Here is a 15365-nt window from a genome sequence, read left to right on the forward strand (position 1 = left end):
TGTCCCGGACGGCGCATGCACGCCGACGACCATGCAGCGGCGACCCGCTCCGGCGTGGCGCCCATCCGCCGCCGTGCCCGTTCTGGGGGTGGGAAGCGGGAGCCGCGACACCTATCGTCGTCACGATCACTCTCGTGGACGCGGACCGGAGGCACCCCCCATGACCAGCGTGCGTCGGTTCATCCACCGGTACTCGGTGACACCGTTCCTCAAGCAGGCACCGATCGCGGTGCTGGTCGCCCTGGCGGCGGTGCTCTCGGTCGCCGTCCCGCAGCTCGCCGTGTCGGACCACACCGGACTCGCGGTGAGCCTGGTGCTCACCGCGATCGCCACGCTCTGGGCGAGCGTGGTGACCGCGCGCAGCGAGCGGCTCGGTGCCCTCGCGCTCCTCGTGCCCGCGGTCGACTTCGTGGCGCTCGGCGTCCTCCGATGGGCGACGGGCTCGTCGGCGTCGATCTTCACCGCCCTCGTGGTCCTGCCCGTCGTGTGGTTCGCCGCCACCGACGGCCGACGGCACGTCCTCTACGCGATGCTCGGCACCGCGGTCGTGATCCTCACGCCGTTCGTCTTCGGGATCAGCGGCAGCGGCCGGGTCACCGAGCTCATCCGCCTCGTCGTCGTGCTCGTCGTCTACACGACCGTGGCGCTCGTCGTCAACGAGTTCGCCCGGCAGCACGCGACGCAGCTGCGCCTCGCCGCTGAGCGCGAGGCAGCCGTCACGGACGAGATCGACCGCGCCGCCGCGGTGCAACGCTCGCTTCTCCCCCAGCCCCTCTGCTCGCTGCCCGGCTACTCCGTCGCGGGGACCTGTCTGCCCTCGGCCACGGTCGGCGGCGACTTCTTCGACTGGTACCGCACGGACGAGGGGATCGCGATCACCCTCGGCGACGTCATGGGCAAGGGCGTCGGCGCCGGGCTCATCGCCGCGGCCGTGCGGGCCGTGGTCCGCAGCTCCCGGCGTGATCCCGACCCCGCGGCCGCGATCGTGCGCGCTTCGGAAGGGCTCTCGACCGACGTCGCGGACCGAGGCGAGTCGACGGCCTTCACGACGCTCTTCCACGCCCGGTTCAGCGGGGACGTCCTCCGCTGGGCGGACGCCGGACACGGCCTGTCGATCGTCGTCCGCGAGGACGGGACCCACGAGCGCCTGACCACCGCGCACCTGCCGATCGGTCTCGGGATCGACGACGCCTGGCAGACGATGGAGATCGCCATCGCGCCCGGGGACGTCCTCGTCACCTTCAGCGACGGCGTGCTCGACCTGTTCGGCGGTGGACTCGACACGATCGACCAGGTCGCCGCGATCGCCCGCCGGGATCCGCGGCCGGGCGCCGTGGTCGAGGCCCTCGTCGCGATGGCCCGCACCGCCGGGCACGACGACGACGTCACGGTCGTGGCGCTCCGGCGTGAACCCGTCGCGACCGCCGCGACCGCCGTGCCGACCAGCGCGATCACCGTCGGCGTCTGATCCCGCCCGGGAGGGACGCCTCCACGGAGACGACGGGAGGCACGGGGACCGCGATCCCCCGTGCCTCCCGTCCGCCGTCGGGACGACGGGATCAACCCGTGTTCTGCAGACCGGCGGCCACGCCGTTCACGGTGAGGAGCAGCAGTCGGTGGTCGGCGTCCTGCGGGTCGCCGTCATTCGCGGTCCGGATGCCACGGAGCGCCCGGAGTTGCAGGAGCGACAGGGCGTCGACGTACGGGCTCCGCAGGCGGACGGCGCGGCTCAGGACGGGCCGGTCCTCGAGGACGTCCGACGAGCCGCTCGTCCGGAGCACCCAGGCGCGCGTCAGAGCCATCTCGTCGAGGACCATGCGGGCGAGGTCCGGACGGTCGCCGAGCGCGAGGTACCGGTTCGCGATCGCCTCGTCGGTCTTCGCGAGGGACATCTCGACGTTCTTGATCATCGCCGAGAACAGCGGCCAGGACCGGTAGGCGTCCTGGAGCAGGTCGACGTCGCCGACCGCGGCCAGCGCCGACCCGAGCCCGTACCAGCCGGCCAGGTTGATGCGCGCCTGGGTCCACGAGAACACCCACGGGATGGCGCGGAGGTCCTCGAGGGACTCGACCGACAAGCCGCGACGGGCCGGCCGGGAACCGAGCGCGAGGAGCCCGATCTCCTCCATCGGCGTGACGGTGGCGAACCACGGCGCGAACCCGTCCGCCTTGACGAGGTCGAAGAAGGCCGCGCGCGACGCGCGGTCCATCGTGGCGGCGACGTCCGCGAAGCGATCGGCGGCCGCGGCGGTCACGGACTCGTTCGAGGGCGCGGACGCCTGCAGGGTCGCAGCGGCCATCTGCTCGAGGTGCCGCGCGCCGATCGTCTTGTCGCCGTACTGGGCGAAGATGACCTCGCCCTGCTCGGTGATCTTGAGTCGGCCGTCGACCGACCCCGGCGGCTGCGCGAGCACGGCTTCGTTCGCCGGACCGCCGCCGCGGCCGAGCGCACCGCCCCGGCCGTGGAACAGCGTCAGCTCGATGTCGTGGTCGGCAGCCCACGCGGCGATCCGGGCCTGGGCGTCGTACAGCGCGAACGTCGCCGACACCGGACCGACGTCCTTCGACGAGTCGGAGTACCCGAGCATCACCTCGAGCCGGCGCCCGGTCGCGGCGAGTCGACGTTCGACCGCGGGCAGGCGGACGGCCTCGTCGAGGATCCGCGTGCTCGCGTCGAGGTCGGCGAAGGTCTCGAAGAGCGGGACGACGTCGAGCACCGGCGCGGCCTCGGCGGACCCGAGTGCGGCCTCGGCGAGCTCGAACACCGTGGCGATGTCCTCGGACGACTGCGTGAACGAGATGACGTACCGGCACGCCGCGCGCACGCCGTACCGCGCCTGCAGGGACGCGATCGCCCGGAACACCGCGAGCACCTCGTCCGTCATCGGGCTGTGCTCGACGCCGGCACGGACCTCGGCGAGGGCGGTTCGATGCACCTGCGAGTGCTGCCGGACCTCGAGCTCCGCGAGGTGGAAGCCGAAGGTCTCCACCTGCCAGATCAGGTTCTGGAGCTCGCCGTGGGCCGCGCGCTCGGCGCCGGCGGCGGCGAGCGAGCCCTGGACGGTCCGGAGGTCGGCGAGCAGGTCCTCGGGCGAGGCGTACGCGAGCGGGACGTCCTCGCGCCGGGTCGCGTCGATGCGGGCCGCGACGAACAGGAGCACGCGGCGGTGGACCTCCTGCGGCGCGCGGACCGCGATGCGGGCGGCGACCTCGGCGTCGAGCGCCTGCTGGGCGTCGTCGAGCGCGGTGAGGTCGGCCGTGGGCGGGGTGCCGCCGTCGTCGAGGGTCAGCGCGTCGGCGATCCGGGTCGCGGCGCGGGTCAGCCCGAGCAGCACGTGCTCGGACTGGATCCGGGCCGCCTCGAGCGTGACCTCGGCGGTGACGTGGGGGTTGCCGTCGCGGTCGCCGCCGATCCAGCTGCCGAGGCGGATGAACGCCGGGGCGGCCACCGGACGGCGCCCGGCGTCGTCGCCGAGGAGGCGGTCGTCGAGCAGCCGGTACACCGCCGGCACGATCTCGAACAGCGTCTGGTCGAAGACGCTCATCGCCGTGCGGACCTCGTCGAGCGGGGTGGGACGCGTGGTCCGGAGGGGCGAGGTACGCCAGAGCGTCTCGACCTCCTCGAGCAGGCGGCGGGCGTTCTCGGCACCGTCGACGGCGTTCCGGACGGCGTCCCGTGCGTCGAGCAGGTCGCTGATCCGGCGGATCGTCGTGGCCACGGCTCGGCGTCGGGCCTCGGTCGGGTGCGCCGTGAGCACCGGGTGGAACCGGAGGGCCGCCAGGCGGGCGGCGGCCTCGTCCTCGCCGAGTGCGTCACGCAGTCCGGCGAGGGTCGCCGCGATCGAGTCCCCCGGCGTGCCCCCCACGTCACCACGGCGTCGGAGGACGCGGACGCGGTGGTGCTCCTCGGCGAGGTTGCTGAGGTGGAAGTAACACGTGAAGGCCCGTGCGACCTGCTCCGCGCGGTCCTGGTCGAAGCCCTCGACGATCTCCTGCGCCCGGTCGATGGCCCGGTCGTCCGTGCCCTCGTACGCGTCGATCACGGCGGCGCGGAGGGCCTCCACGTCGGCGAACAGGGCTTCGCCGCCGGTCTCGCGGAGCACCCGCCCGAGCAGGTTCCCGAGGAAGCTGACGTCGCCGCGCAGGTCGTCGTCGACCTCGCCCCGGACGTCGTCGCGTGGCCGGTCGTGGCGGGCCGTGCCGTCGATCGTGGTCATCGTCGTTCCTCCGAGGGATGGGCGGGGTGCACACACGTGAGTACCACATCGTGCTCGCCGGGCGCGATTCGCGTGACGCCGGGAGGCCCGGGTCGGCCCGGCGGGAGCGTCCGAGCGGGGACTGTCGAACGCGTCACGGTCGCGCGGCGGCGCGGGGTGCGCCCGACGAGCCGCGGACCACGAGGGAGGGCCGGATCGCCCGCGCGGTCGGGGGCGGGGCACCCGCCATCGTCGCGCGCAGGACCTCGAACGCGGCGCGGCCCAGCCCGGCGAAGTCCATCCGGACGGTGGTGAGCCCGGGCGTCCACACCTCGGCGAGGGGCATGTCGTCGAACCCGACCACGCTGACGTCGCCGGGGACGGCGCGGCCCTGGTCCGCCATCGCCCGGAGCACGCCCATCGCGACCTCGTCGTTGAAGCAGAACACGGCGGTCGCGTCGTCCGGGAGCTGCTCGATCGCGGCGGCCCGGGCGCTCATCGGGGCCCAGTCCGTGGCGACCACGGGCGGCACCGGCGCGTCGCGGGCGGCGAGCTCGGCCAGGTACCCGTACGTCCGGCCGTGCCCGATGTCGTTCGGGTAGTCGACGGCGAGATGGTGGACCGTGCGGTGACCGAGCGCGAGCAGGTGCTCGGTCGCCAGTCGCGCACCGAGTTCGTCGTCGAGCCATGCGTAGGGCAGGCCCGACCGGTTCGTGCCGACCATCGCCGCGGTGGCGGTCGGCATGGTCGCGGGGATCCGCGCCAGTGCCGCCGTCACGAACTCGTCGAACTCGATGCCGATGATCCCGGACAACGGCTGGGACAGCACGAGCTCGACCGCGGACCGGACGTGGTCGGGGTCCCCGTTCTCGACGACCGTGATCGTGACGAGGAAGTCGCCCTCACGCGCGGCCTCCTCGATGCCCCGGAGCACCGAGGCGAACCCGTACCGGGTCGTGTTCCCGGTGATGACGCCGATCATCTTCTGGCGACCCGACTTGAGCGCGCGGGCCGCCTCGTTCGGCCGGTAGCCCAGTCGGACGATGGCGTCCTGCACGGCGGTCCGACGCCGCTCGCTCACGACCCCCGGGTCGTTGAGGACGCGGGAGACGGTCGCGACCGAGACGCCGGCCATCCGGGCGACGTCCGCGATGCCCGGCGCGCGGGGCGGACGCTCGACCATCGGACGATGCTATCCCGACACCACGCGCCGGTCACTTGATGCCGGACTCCGCGATGCCCTGCACGAACTGCCGCTGGAAGACGAAGAACACGATCATCACGGGGATCATCGAGATGAGCGTGATCGCCATGATCTCGTCCCACGGGTGCGAGTAGGACCCGTTCAGCGAGGACAAGCCCACGGAGATCGTGTAGCTCTCCGGCTTCTGCAGGGCTACGAGCGGCCAGACGAAGTCGTTCCACCGCCACACGAACGTCAGGATCGTCAGGACCGCGACGAGCGGGCCGCACGCCGGCAGCACGACGGTCCGGAAGGTGCGGAACTCCCCCGCGCCGTCGACCCGAGCCGCTTCGATGAGCTCGGTCGGGATCGCCTGGATGTACTGCCGGGCCATGAAGATCGAGACGGCCTGTGCCGCCGAGGGCAGGATCACCGCCCAGGGGGTGCCGACGAGTCCGAGCTTCGAGATGATGACGAACTCGGGCACCATGACCACCTGGATCGGCACCATGATCGTCACGAGCATCGCGCCGAACAGCAGGTTCCGTCCGCGGAACGAGAACTTCGCGAACGCGTACCCGGCGAGCACGCTGATGAACACCGAGATGACGACCCCGGCGACCGCGATGACCACCGAGTTGACCAGCCACGTCAGCACCGGCTGGTCCGCGAACGCCTTGGCGAACACCCCGAGGTCGACCCGGTGCGGCCACAGCGAGAACCCCGACGTCTGGGCGAGGCCGCCCGGGCTGATCGCGGTGACGAACACCCAGTAGACCGGGAACACCATGACGAGTCCCCCGAGGACCATCGCCGCCCAGATGACCCACCGCGCGGGGGTCATCCGGTCCTGGATCGGTACGCGCCGGTCGGGACGGGTGCGCACGACGCGTGCCGTGCCTCCCGGACGACCGGCCGTGGAGCGTCCGACGGCACGGGCGGGAACGGCGGTGGAGCTGCCGACCCGCTCGACGGGACGCGATGTCGACGTGCTCAGCCTGGTCCTCCTCGGTGCGGCGTGCGAGGACGTTCCGCACCAGTGTCAGCAGGAGCAGCGTCAGCACGAGGAGCACGCCGACGGCGGACGCGTACCCCATCGTCCCCTGCGTGAACGCGGCCCGGAAGATGTACTGCACGAGCACGGTCGTCGAGAACCCGGGACCACCACCGGTGAGCACGTAGATGACGTCGAACGCCTGGATCGAGAAGACCACGTTGAGCACGACGAGGATGTAGGTCGTCGGTCGCAGCAGCGGCCAGACGATGTTCGAGAAGCGCTTGCCGCTGCCGGCACCGTCGACGCTCGCCGCCTCGAGCACGCTCGGGTTGATGTTCTGCAACGCCGCCAGGTAGGTCACCATGCAGAACCCGATCCGTCCCCAGACCACCGTGAGGATGACCGTGGCCATGGCCCAGTGCGGCGACGACAACCAGGTGATCCGCGGGAGCCCGAGCGCCTGGAGCGCGGCGTTCGCGATCCCGTTGTCGGCGTTGAAGATCCACGCCATGACGAGCGACACGGCCACGCCGGACACGACCATCGGCAGGAAGTACAGGCTGCGGATGACGCCGCGGCCCGGGAGCCTGCGGTTGAGGAGCACGGCGAGCAGCAGCCCGATCGCCGCCGACGTCGGCACCGTGCCGAGCGTGAACACGACGGTGTTCCACACGCTCGTCCAGAACACCGGGTCGCTCGGGATGTCGGCGTAGTTCTTCCCACCGATCCAGCTCCCGCCGCCGAACGTCTGCACGTCCTGGAACGACAGCACGACGGACACGATGATCGGTCCGAACGCGAACACGACGAAGAGGAGCAGCGACGGGGCGACGAAGGTCCACGGCACGGCGACCGGGACGCGACGCCGCCCGCCCCGACGCGGCGGCCGCCCGCCGGTGCGGGACGACGGTCGCACGTCGACCGACCCGACCACCCCGCGCGCGGCGACCTCGCTAGCCGACGACACGGCTGATCCCGTCCGAGATGTTCTTCGCCGTCTCCTTCGGGGTCTGCGTCCCGATGAAGCAGAGGTCGAGCTGGTCGGCGAGCACCTCGTTGATCTGGTTGAACTGCGGGCTCGTCTCGATCTTCGCCATGTTCGTCGGGATCGTGGCGACCTGCTCCACGAACGTCTTCATCTGGTCGTTGTTGGACCTGAAGTGCAGCGAGTCGGCGTCGAGCGCGGTGCGGATCGGCAGGAACAGGTCGTTCTCGCAGAAGTACTCCATGTTCGCCTGGTTGCAGACGAACTTGATGAAGTCGGCGGCGACGTCGGGGTGCTTCGACGACTTCGAGACGCCGAGCAGGTTCCCGCCGAGGTCGGACGCGGCCTTCTTGCCCTTCGGCATGTACGTGACGTCCCACTTCGACTGGTCGAGGCCCTTGCCGACGTCCCCCATGAGCCAGTCGCCGTAGAGCATGACGCCGACCTGACCGGTCGTGAAGCTGTTGAGCGTCGAGGCGTCGTTCGAGGCCTTGATCGTGTTCGACTTCGGGATGAGGCCGTCGTTGTACAGGCCCTGGAACCAGTCGAGCGCGGCGATGCCCTTCTTGGTGTTGATCATCGGCTTCTTCAGGTCGTTGTCGAGCAACCGGCCGCCCATCATGTAGAGGAACGGGAGCCAGCGGTAGGCCGTGTTCGGACCGCCGAAGCCGTAGACCATGCCGTACTTGCCGGTCTGCTTCTTGACCTTGACGAGCAGGTCGTGGAACTCGGACAGCGACCACGCCTGCCCGATGCTCGCCGGGGGCTGCTCGCCGATCGCCGCGAAGACGTCCTTGCGGTAGTAGGTGGCGAACGTGTCGGTGTGTTGCGGGATCGCGTGCGGCTTGCCGTCGAGCAGCGACGCCTGCCAGAAGCTCTTCTGGAACCCCTTGCCGTACCGCGCGGGGACCCACTTCGACAGGTCGATGAGGCCGCCGTTCTCGGCGTACCGGCCGAACGACTGCCACGTCACGCGGACGATGTCGGGCGCGCTCCCACCGCTGAGCTGTGTCGTGAACCACTGGTTGAAGTCGCCGCCGGGCGTCTTCTGGATCTTGATGTTCACCCCGGGATGCGTCTTCTTGTACGCCGCGGCGAACTTCGCGTACGTGACGAGGTCCGCGGCGATGTCCCACGTCGACAGGACGAGGTCGGCCTTCACGTTCTTCGGGACGGCGGCCTCGGCGGCGCCGGACGGCACGCCGGCGGCGGCGAGGGGGGACAGCAGGGCCCCGCCCGCGATGGCCGCGCCCATGCCGACGAACCCACGGCGCGAGAGCCGTCCGTCGTCTCCGGGCTGGGCTTTCTGATCGTTCACGGACGCCTCCTCGAGTCCTGACGAGACCGCCGGCGGGCACGCCGACGGACCACCGGCGCCATCGCCGATGGGGCCCCGCGGACGGGGTGTCCGCCTGGGCCGGATGTCGGTCCCGGGCTGCTCGGCTCCGGAACGTGGGGACGATCATGTCCGGCGGCCGGGAAGCCGGTCAAGCGCGTTCGGTAACGGGATGATAACGAATGTAAACGTTACCAAAACCGCTCTCGCGGTGCTACGGTCGCCGCTGACCGACCCGTCCGACCGATGCGAGGAAGCACCGTGACGCACTTCTCCTGGGAACCCTCATCCCTCACCCTGACGTTCGCCGCCGACGAGGACGGGCCGGTCCGGCTCGTGTCACTGGCGGGTCCGGCCGCTCCGGCGCCGCGGATCCAGGACGACCTGCTGCCCACGCAGCCCCTCGTCGAGGTGCTCGCGCCCCGGTACGGGCGGCGGAACAACAGCTACCGGTTCGACGGCACCGAACTCGGTGCGGGCCTCCGGTACGTCACGCACGTCGCGACGACCGAGCCCGCGACCGACGGACGGCCCGGGCGCGAGTGCCTCGAGATCCGCCAGGAGCACCCCGACGGGCTCGTCGTGACCTCGCGGTTCGAGCTCGTCGGCGGAGCGCCCGCCGTCCGCACCGCGACGACCGTGTCGCTCCGTGACGGCGCGGCTCCCCTCACGCTCTGGGCGGTCACGAGTCTCGCCACCGGGGCCGTTGTCTCCGAGGACATCGACGACCTCGACATCTGGTCGGCGCGCACCGGGTGGTCCGCCGAGAACCGGTGGGCGCCCACCCCGCTCCGCGCTCCCGGTCTGCCGTCCATCGACCCCGGGGCGCGCGGCGAGACGAGCCGGAACCGCATCGCCGCCACGAGCACCTCGACGTGGTCGTCCGGCCTGTACAACCCCGCGGGTGCCGCCGTCGCGCGGAGCACCGGCCGAACGCTCGCGTGGCAGATCGAGCACAACGGCGCCTGGCACTGGGAGGTCGGCGAGGACCCCGACTGGAACCGGGGCGCGGTGCCGATCGAGGACCGGGTCCGCGCGCCGGAGCCGTACGGACCACCGAAGGGCGACCGCTCGCACGACGGCGCCTACGTCGCGCTGCTCGGTCCCGAGGACGCCGACCACCAGTGGTCGCTCACCCTGACCCCCGACGTGACGTTCACGACCGTGCCCGTCACCGTGACCGTCGCGGCGTCGTTCGAGGACGCCCTCGGGAACCTCGCCGCACATCGACGCGCGGCCCGACGACCGCACCCCGTCGGTGACACGCTGCCCGTGGTGTTCAACGACTACATGAACACGCTCGAGGGCGACCCGACCACGGCGAAGCTCCTGCCGCTCGTCGACGCAGCAGCGCGGGCCGGTGCCGAGTACTTCTGCATCGACGCCGGCTGGTACGACGACTCCGCCGGATGGTGGGCGAGCGTCGGCGACTGGCGGCCGTCCACCCTGCGGTTCCCGGACGGCTTCGGCGCGGTCGTCGACCACATCCGGGACCGTGGCATGGTGCCCGGGGTCTGGCTCGAACCCGAGGTGGTCGGCGTCACGAGCACCGCGGCCGAGACGCTCCCCGACGAGGCGTTCCTCCGACGGCACGGCGAACGGATCCGCGAGCACCAGCGGTACTTCCTCGACATGCGCTCCCCGGCGGCACGCGCACACCTCGACGAGGCGGTCGACCGGCTCATCGCCGAGTTCGGCATCGGCTACTTCAAGTTCGACTACAACGTCACGCCCGGCGCCGGCACGGACGTCGGCGCCGAGTCCGCGGGCCAGGGCCTGCTCGAACACGACCGGGCGCTGCTGGCGTGGCTCGGCGACGTGCTCGACCGCCACCCGGACCTGGTCATCGAGAACTGCGGATCCGGTGCCATGCGCTCGGATCCCGCCATGCTCGGCACCCTGCAGCTGCAGTCCACCTCGGACCAGCAGGACCCGCTCCTGTACCCGGCGATCGCCGTCGGGGCCCTCGCACACGTGCTGCCCGAGCAGGCGGGCAACTGGGCGTACCCGCAGCCGACGATGTCGGACGAGGAGATCGTGTTCGCGATGGCTGCCGGGCTCGCCGGTCGCCTGTACCTCGCGGGCGTGCTCAGCGGCATGGACGACGACCAGCTCGCCCTGGTCGGTGCCGCCGTGGAGGCCCACCAGGCCACCAAGCACACCCTCGCCCGCGCGGTCCCCCGGTTCCCGACCGGGCTGCCGACGTGGGACGACCAGTGGTTGTCGGTCGCGTTCGACGCCGGTGACGAGACGCTCCTGGTGGTGTGGCGCCTCCCGGCCGCGGCCGGCGACGTCGAGCTCGCCCTGCCGCACCTGGGTGGCAGCGTGCCGACCGTCGAGCAGGTCTACCCGCCCGCCGGCGTCGGCGCGCCCTGGTCCGTCACGCCCACCACCGCCGGGCTGACGATCGGCACCGAGGCGGGGAACGCGCAGGCGCGGATGTACCGGTTGACGGTCTGAGGAGGAACGGCCGCGACGGCGGGCCGCCCCGCCAGGAGCGGGCCGCCGCGCCCGGATCGCGCTGCGCCCGTCGGCCCTGGACGATGACCGTCTTCTCAGGGAGCCGTCCGGCGCACACCACGCCGCCGGCCCTACGCTGGGCGCGGGCGCCGACGGCCGGTCGCCGGAGGGGGAACACTGCATGTCCGAACTCGACCTCGACGCACCGCTGACCCCGCCGGAGCCGACCGGGCAGGAACTCCAGCTCACGCCGCCGGCCGCCGTGCCCGAGGTGGAGCCGGACCAGGCCGTCGGCATGGTGGCCGTCCCCGCCGACAAGCGGTCGGAACTGCAGGACAAGGCCCGGGCCTTCGCCGATGCACTCGCCGCCGAGCAGCCCGGCAGCCCCGAGTTCACGAAGCGGGTCGACGACCTCGTGCGGATGGGCGAACAGGACATCCGGTCGGCGTCGCAGGTGTCGAGCCGCATGCTCGAGCGGCCCGCCACGTCGCTCGCCGCCGCGAAGGGCCAGGGCCCGGCGGGTGATCCGCAGGCGGCGGTGGCCCGGACGCTGCAGGACCTCCGCGAGACCGTCACGGACCTCGACCCCGCGCGCGCCGAGTTGACCGGCGCCCGCCGCCTGCTCGGTCGGTTGCCGGGCGCGAACCGGATCGCCCGGTACTTCCACAAGTACGAGTCCGCGCAGCAGCAGCTCGACGCGATCATCACGGCGCTCGTGTCCGGTCAGGACTCGTTGCGCCGGGACAACGCCGCCATCGAGCAGGAGCGGGCGGAGCTGTGGGCCACGATGGGACGACTCGCGGAGTACGCGACGCTGGCGGCCGCCCTCGACGACGCGATCAGCGCGAAGGCCGAGGCGCTCCGGGCCTCGGACGGCCGCGCGGCGGACGCGCTGGTCGCCGACGCGCTGTTCCCCGTGCGGCAGCGGCGGCAGGACCTCGCGACGCAGATCGCCGTGTCCGTGCAGGGGTACCTGGCGCTCGACCTCATCCGCAAGAACAACCTCGAGCTCATCCGCGGCGTCGACCGCGCACGGACGACCACCGTCGCCGCGCTCCGCACGGCCATCGTCGTCGCGCAGGCGCTCGGGCAGCAGCGGCTCGTCCTCGAACAGGTCGCCGCGCTCAACTCGGCGACCGACGCGATGATCGGCCGGACGAGCGACCTGCTCCGGCAGCAGACCGCGGCCGTGCACGAGCAGGCGACGTCGTCCGGGGTCAGCGTCGAGACCCTCCAGCACGCGTTCGACCAGGTGTTCGCGACGATGGACGCGATCGACGCCTACCGAGCGGGTGCCGTCCAGTCCATGGCGACGACGGTGGACGCGCTGGGCGCGCAGGTCGAGCGTGCCCGCGGAGCGCTCGCTCGTTCCCACGCCGAGGACGCGAGCCGGACCGCCTGACGCGCGTGGCAGGCCGGGCGGCTAGGGCAGGTCGAGCCGGGAGGTCCGGAACCGGTCGTCGAGGAAGCGCCCGTTGACGAGGAGGGCGTCGGCGTCGCGTTCGACGGCCGCGTCGCGCATCCGCGCGGCCGCCTGCTCGAGCGCGGTGAGCTGCTGGACGAGCGCCTCGGCCGGGGTCCGGCCGTCGGACAGCCGGTGGTGCGCCGCCCACTCCGCGGGGAGCGCGAGGTACGCCCGCAGCGTCTCGGGCAGGTAGTCGGTCGCCGTCCGGGTGACCACGACCTCGGGTTCGCCGGTGCCGGTGACGCGCGGCAGGGCCTCCTGGAGGGCCGTGGCGATCCGGTCGACGATCGCGGCGGCCGGCTCGGGCACGCGTCCGGCGACGGCCGCGCGGAGCGGGAGCAGACCGCCGGCGACGTCCGACGGGTCGACGCGCACGACGTCGGCGGCCGGGGCGACACCGAGGGCTGCGAGCGCCCGTGCGGCCACGGCCGCGTCGCCGGCGGCGTCCGCGGCCACCGCGGCGACCTCGCCCGCGAACGCCTGGAGCCATGCGCCGAGCGGCATCGCCCGACGCGCGATCACGACGCCGCCCGAGACCTGCGCGGCCTCCCCCGTGAGTCGGTGCCGCTCGAGGCGCAACGTCATGCGCGCGTCCACGCCCTCGAGCCGGAGGGCGGTCACCGTCCCGGGACGCCCGGCGAGGCGATCGCCGAGCGACCGGTCGCGCTCGACCGAGAGCGCCGCGTCGGCCGCGGGGCCGAGTGCGCGCGCGGCGTTCACCGCGAGCGCCTCGACGAGCGCCTGCGGCTCGTCCGCGGACGGCAGGGGCACCGGGAGCGACACGGTCATCGGTCGGTGAGCGGCAGCACGAGCCCCGGCGTGGCGATGACGTGGTCCTCGCGCAGGGGCCGGACCGCGGTGCCGATCGCGAAGAACTCCGTCGTGTGGCCGCCCCACCGGTGCGGCAGCGACAGGAGCTGCACGCCGACGATGCCCTCCGCGTCGAGGTACTCGGCCTCGGTCTGCATCCGGCCCATCGCGAGCTCCCGCGCGTCGTAGAGGGCCTCGGTGTACTGCGGGATCTCGGTGTTCTGGCCGATCGTGCCGAGCGACGCCATCATGCCGCGGTGGGCGATGTGGTAGACACACGTGCCCATGACGAGGCCCTGGGGCGCGTACCCGGCCTGGATGAGGGTCCAGAAGTCCTGCCCGGACAGGTCCGACGTGAACGGCAGGCCCCGGGTGTTGCGCCACTTGCCCGTGGGCGGCGGGGCGTCCGCGACGACGGCGGTGCCGACCGCGACGAACTCGGCGAGGTCGTTGCCGTACTCCTTGAACTCGATCTCGAGCCGGACACCGACGATGCCGTCGGCACCGAGTCGGTCCGCCTCGGCCTCCATGCGCGTCATGGCGAGCTCCCGGGCGTGGTACATCGCCTGGCTGAGCTTGTCGAGCTCCATGTTCTTGCTCCAGCGTCCGGTCTGGATCCCGACGTGGTAGACGCTCGAGCCGAGGACGAGGCCGACCGGACGGAACCCGGCCTGCCGCACGAGCAGGAACTCGTTGACCGACAGGTCCGACGTGAACAGGCGGCGCCGTCCCTCGTCGAGGCGCGCGGTGGCGTCGGCGGGGAGCGGGACACGGGACAGGTCGGGTCCGGTGGTGCTCATCGGCGGGTGGTTCCTCTCGTGGTGTCGCGGAGCGGGATCACGGTCGTGACGTCGCGCCGGGCGGCGGCGGTCGCGGAGTGGTCGCGGAACGCGTGCATGGGCCCCGGCGCGATGACGGTGCCGGTGAACGTCGCTTCGGCGTGGAGGTCGGCCTCCTCGCCGCACGGGGTGTCGAACTCACCGAGGCTGCTGCCGGTGATGACGATGTCCGAGCCGTTCAGCGGTGCGGCGCGACGGGTGAGCTGCACCCGGGCGTCGTGACGGGCGGCGTTCACGAGTTCGGTGAGGCCCTCGATCTCGACGTTGCCCGACCAGACGCTCCGCTGTGACTTGAGGAGCGGGTCCTCGTGCTTCGTGGCGATGGAGACGCCGAACGCCATCCCGCGTGGGACCCAGCCCGAGCGGATGAGGGCCGCGACCTCCTCGGCGGTCGACCCGGCCGCCCAGACGTCGCGTGCCGACCGCGCGTGCGGCGAGACCGAGGCGTCGAGCGTGCGCACCGCGGTGCCGGTCGCCGTGAACTCGTGGGTCGCGGTCTCCAGCCGCGTGCGCCGGATGCGGACACCGACGACACCGTCGGCGCCGAGGGCCGCAGCCTCGGCGATCATCCGGTCGAGCGCCCCGTGCCAGGCCTCCTGCACGGCGTGGACGTAGGAGCCGAAGCCGGCGTTCCGGCCGTCGCTCCCCGTGGTGAGCACGGGCGAGGTCCAGGGGACGTACCCGCCGGGCTGGGAGGCGAACGGACCCGAGGCGAAGGGTCCGGACCCGAAGCCGCCCGAGCCGAACGGTCCCGAGCGTCCGAGGGTCGCCGTGCCGGAACCGTTGGGGAAGGCCGAGTACCCGCCGCCGAACGGGATGTTCAGCCCCGACGACCAGATGCCACATCCGCCACCGGCGTAGGCGAGCTGCTCGACCACGCACCCGAAGACCTCGCCGACCGGCGCGAGGTCGACCGCGCGGATCGCGGCCGCGCCGGCGGCGGACAGCAACGACCCGGCCACGCCGCTCGACCGCTGGCGTTCGATGCGGTCGTGCGCGGCGGGCGGCAGCCCCCCGGCCCAGCCGTCCATGCGTTCCCCTCCGTCGGCCCGGTTCGGCGCGCGGACGGCGCGCGGACACGGGAGACCCCGCCA

At 72.5% G+C, this 15365-nt stretch carries 10 protein-coding genes and 1 pseudogene; 3 read left to right on the plus strand and 8 right to left on the minus strand.

Going from position 1 to position 15365, the window contains the following annotated elements; genetic code table 11:
* Positions 1–160: 160 nt before the first annotated feature.
* Positions 161–1468 carry a PP2C family protein-serine/threonine phosphatase gene (locus DEI86_RS00710; RefSeq protein WP_181439664.1) on the plus strand — a complete coding sequence of 436 codons (1308 nt, stop codon included), beginning with the start codon at positions 161–163 and terminating at the stop codon, positions 1466–1468.
* 91 nt (positions 1469–1559) lie between these two features.
* Here the strand turns inward: DEI86_RS00710 and DEI86_RS00715 are convergent, their stop codons facing one another.
* The 5 genes and pseudogenes from DEI86_RS00715 to DEI86_RS00735 all read right to left on the minus strand — a co-directional run bounded on the left by DEI86_RS00715 (position 1560) and on the right by DEI86_RS00735 (position 8679).
* Positions 1560–4217: a phosphoenolpyruvate carboxylase gene (locus tag DEI86_RS00715; protein WP_111048558.1), complete on the minus strand. Its 2658-nt coding sequence runs from the start codon at positions 4215–4217 to the stop codon at positions 1560–1562.
* A gap of 133 nt (positions 4218–4350) precedes the next feature.
* A complete protein-coding gene (locus DEI86_RS00720; protein ID WP_111025996.1) occupies positions 4351–5379 on the minus strand; it encodes a LacI family DNA-binding transcriptional regulator in 1029 nt (342 codons plus the stop codon).
* A 31-nt stretch (positions 5380–5410) separates the two neighbouring features.
* The gene (locus DEI86_RS00725; protein WP_111012837.1) at positions 5411–6223 is read right to left on the minus strand and encodes a carbohydrate ABC transporter permease; all 813 of its coding nucleotides are present in this window, start codon (positions 6221–6223) and stop codon (positions 5411–5413) included.
* Between the two features lie 226 nt (positions 6224–6449).
* A pseudogene (locus tag DEI86_RS16955) lies at positions 6450–7343 on the minus strand (carbohydrate ABC transporter permease); the annotation flags it as partial.
* On the minus strand, positions 7330–8679 hold the full coding sequence (locus DEI86_RS00735; protein ID WP_111008770.1) for a sugar ABC transporter substrate-binding protein: 1350 nt from the start codon (positions 8677–8679) through the stop codon (positions 7330–7332). The pseudogene DEI86_RS16955 and the gene DEI86_RS00735, both read right to left, overlap by 14 nt.
* 279 nt (positions 8680–8958) lie before the next feature.
* On the opposite strand from DEI86_RS00735, the gene DEI86_RS00740 reads away from it, so the two are divergent.
* Positions 8959–11157, plus strand: a complete 2199-nt coding sequence (locus DEI86_RS00740; RefSeq protein ID WP_146244840.1) for a glycoside hydrolase family 36 protein — start codon at positions 8959–8961, stop codon at positions 11155–11157.
* Between the two features lie 181 nt (positions 11158–11338).
* Positions 11339–12559: a toxic anion resistance protein gene (locus DEI86_RS00745; RefSeq protein WP_111048560.1), complete on the plus strand. Its 1221-nt coding sequence runs from the start codon at positions 11339–11341 to the stop codon at positions 12557–12559.
* A gap of 21 nt (positions 12560–12580) precedes the next feature.
* On the opposite strand, the gene DEI86_RS00750 is transcribed toward DEI86_RS00745, so the two are convergent.
* The 3 genes from DEI86_RS00750 to DEI86_RS00760 are packed head-to-tail and all read right to left on the minus strand — an operon-like array spanning position 12581 to position 15302.
* Positions 12581–13411 (minus strand): hypothetical protein, encoded by an 831-nt coding sequence (locus DEI86_RS00750; protein ID WP_111036375.1) that lies wholly within the window; start codon positions 13409–13411, stop codon positions 12581–12583.
* The gene (locus tag DEI86_RS00755; RefSeq protein WP_111008766.1) at positions 13408–14232 is read right to left on the minus strand and encodes a heavy metal-binding domain-containing protein; all 825 of its coding nucleotides are present in this window, start codon (positions 14230–14232) and stop codon (positions 13408–13410) included. The genes DEI86_RS00750 and DEI86_RS00755 overlap by 4 nt, the downstream gene beginning before the upstream one ends.
* Positions 14229–15302: a heavy metal-binding domain-containing protein gene (locus tag DEI86_RS00760; RefSeq protein ID WP_111012525.1), complete on the minus strand. Its 1074-nt coding sequence runs from the start codon at positions 15300–15302 to the stop codon at positions 14229–14231. The genes DEI86_RS00755 and DEI86_RS00760 overlap by 4 nt, the downstream gene beginning before the upstream one ends.
* Between the last annotated feature and the right edge of the window lie 63 nt (positions 15303–15365).

The organism is Curtobacterium sp. MCBD17_028 (assembly GCF_003234875.1).
Taxonomy (GTDB): Bacteria; Actinomycetota; Actinomycetes; order Actinomycetales; family Microbacteriaceae; genus Curtobacterium.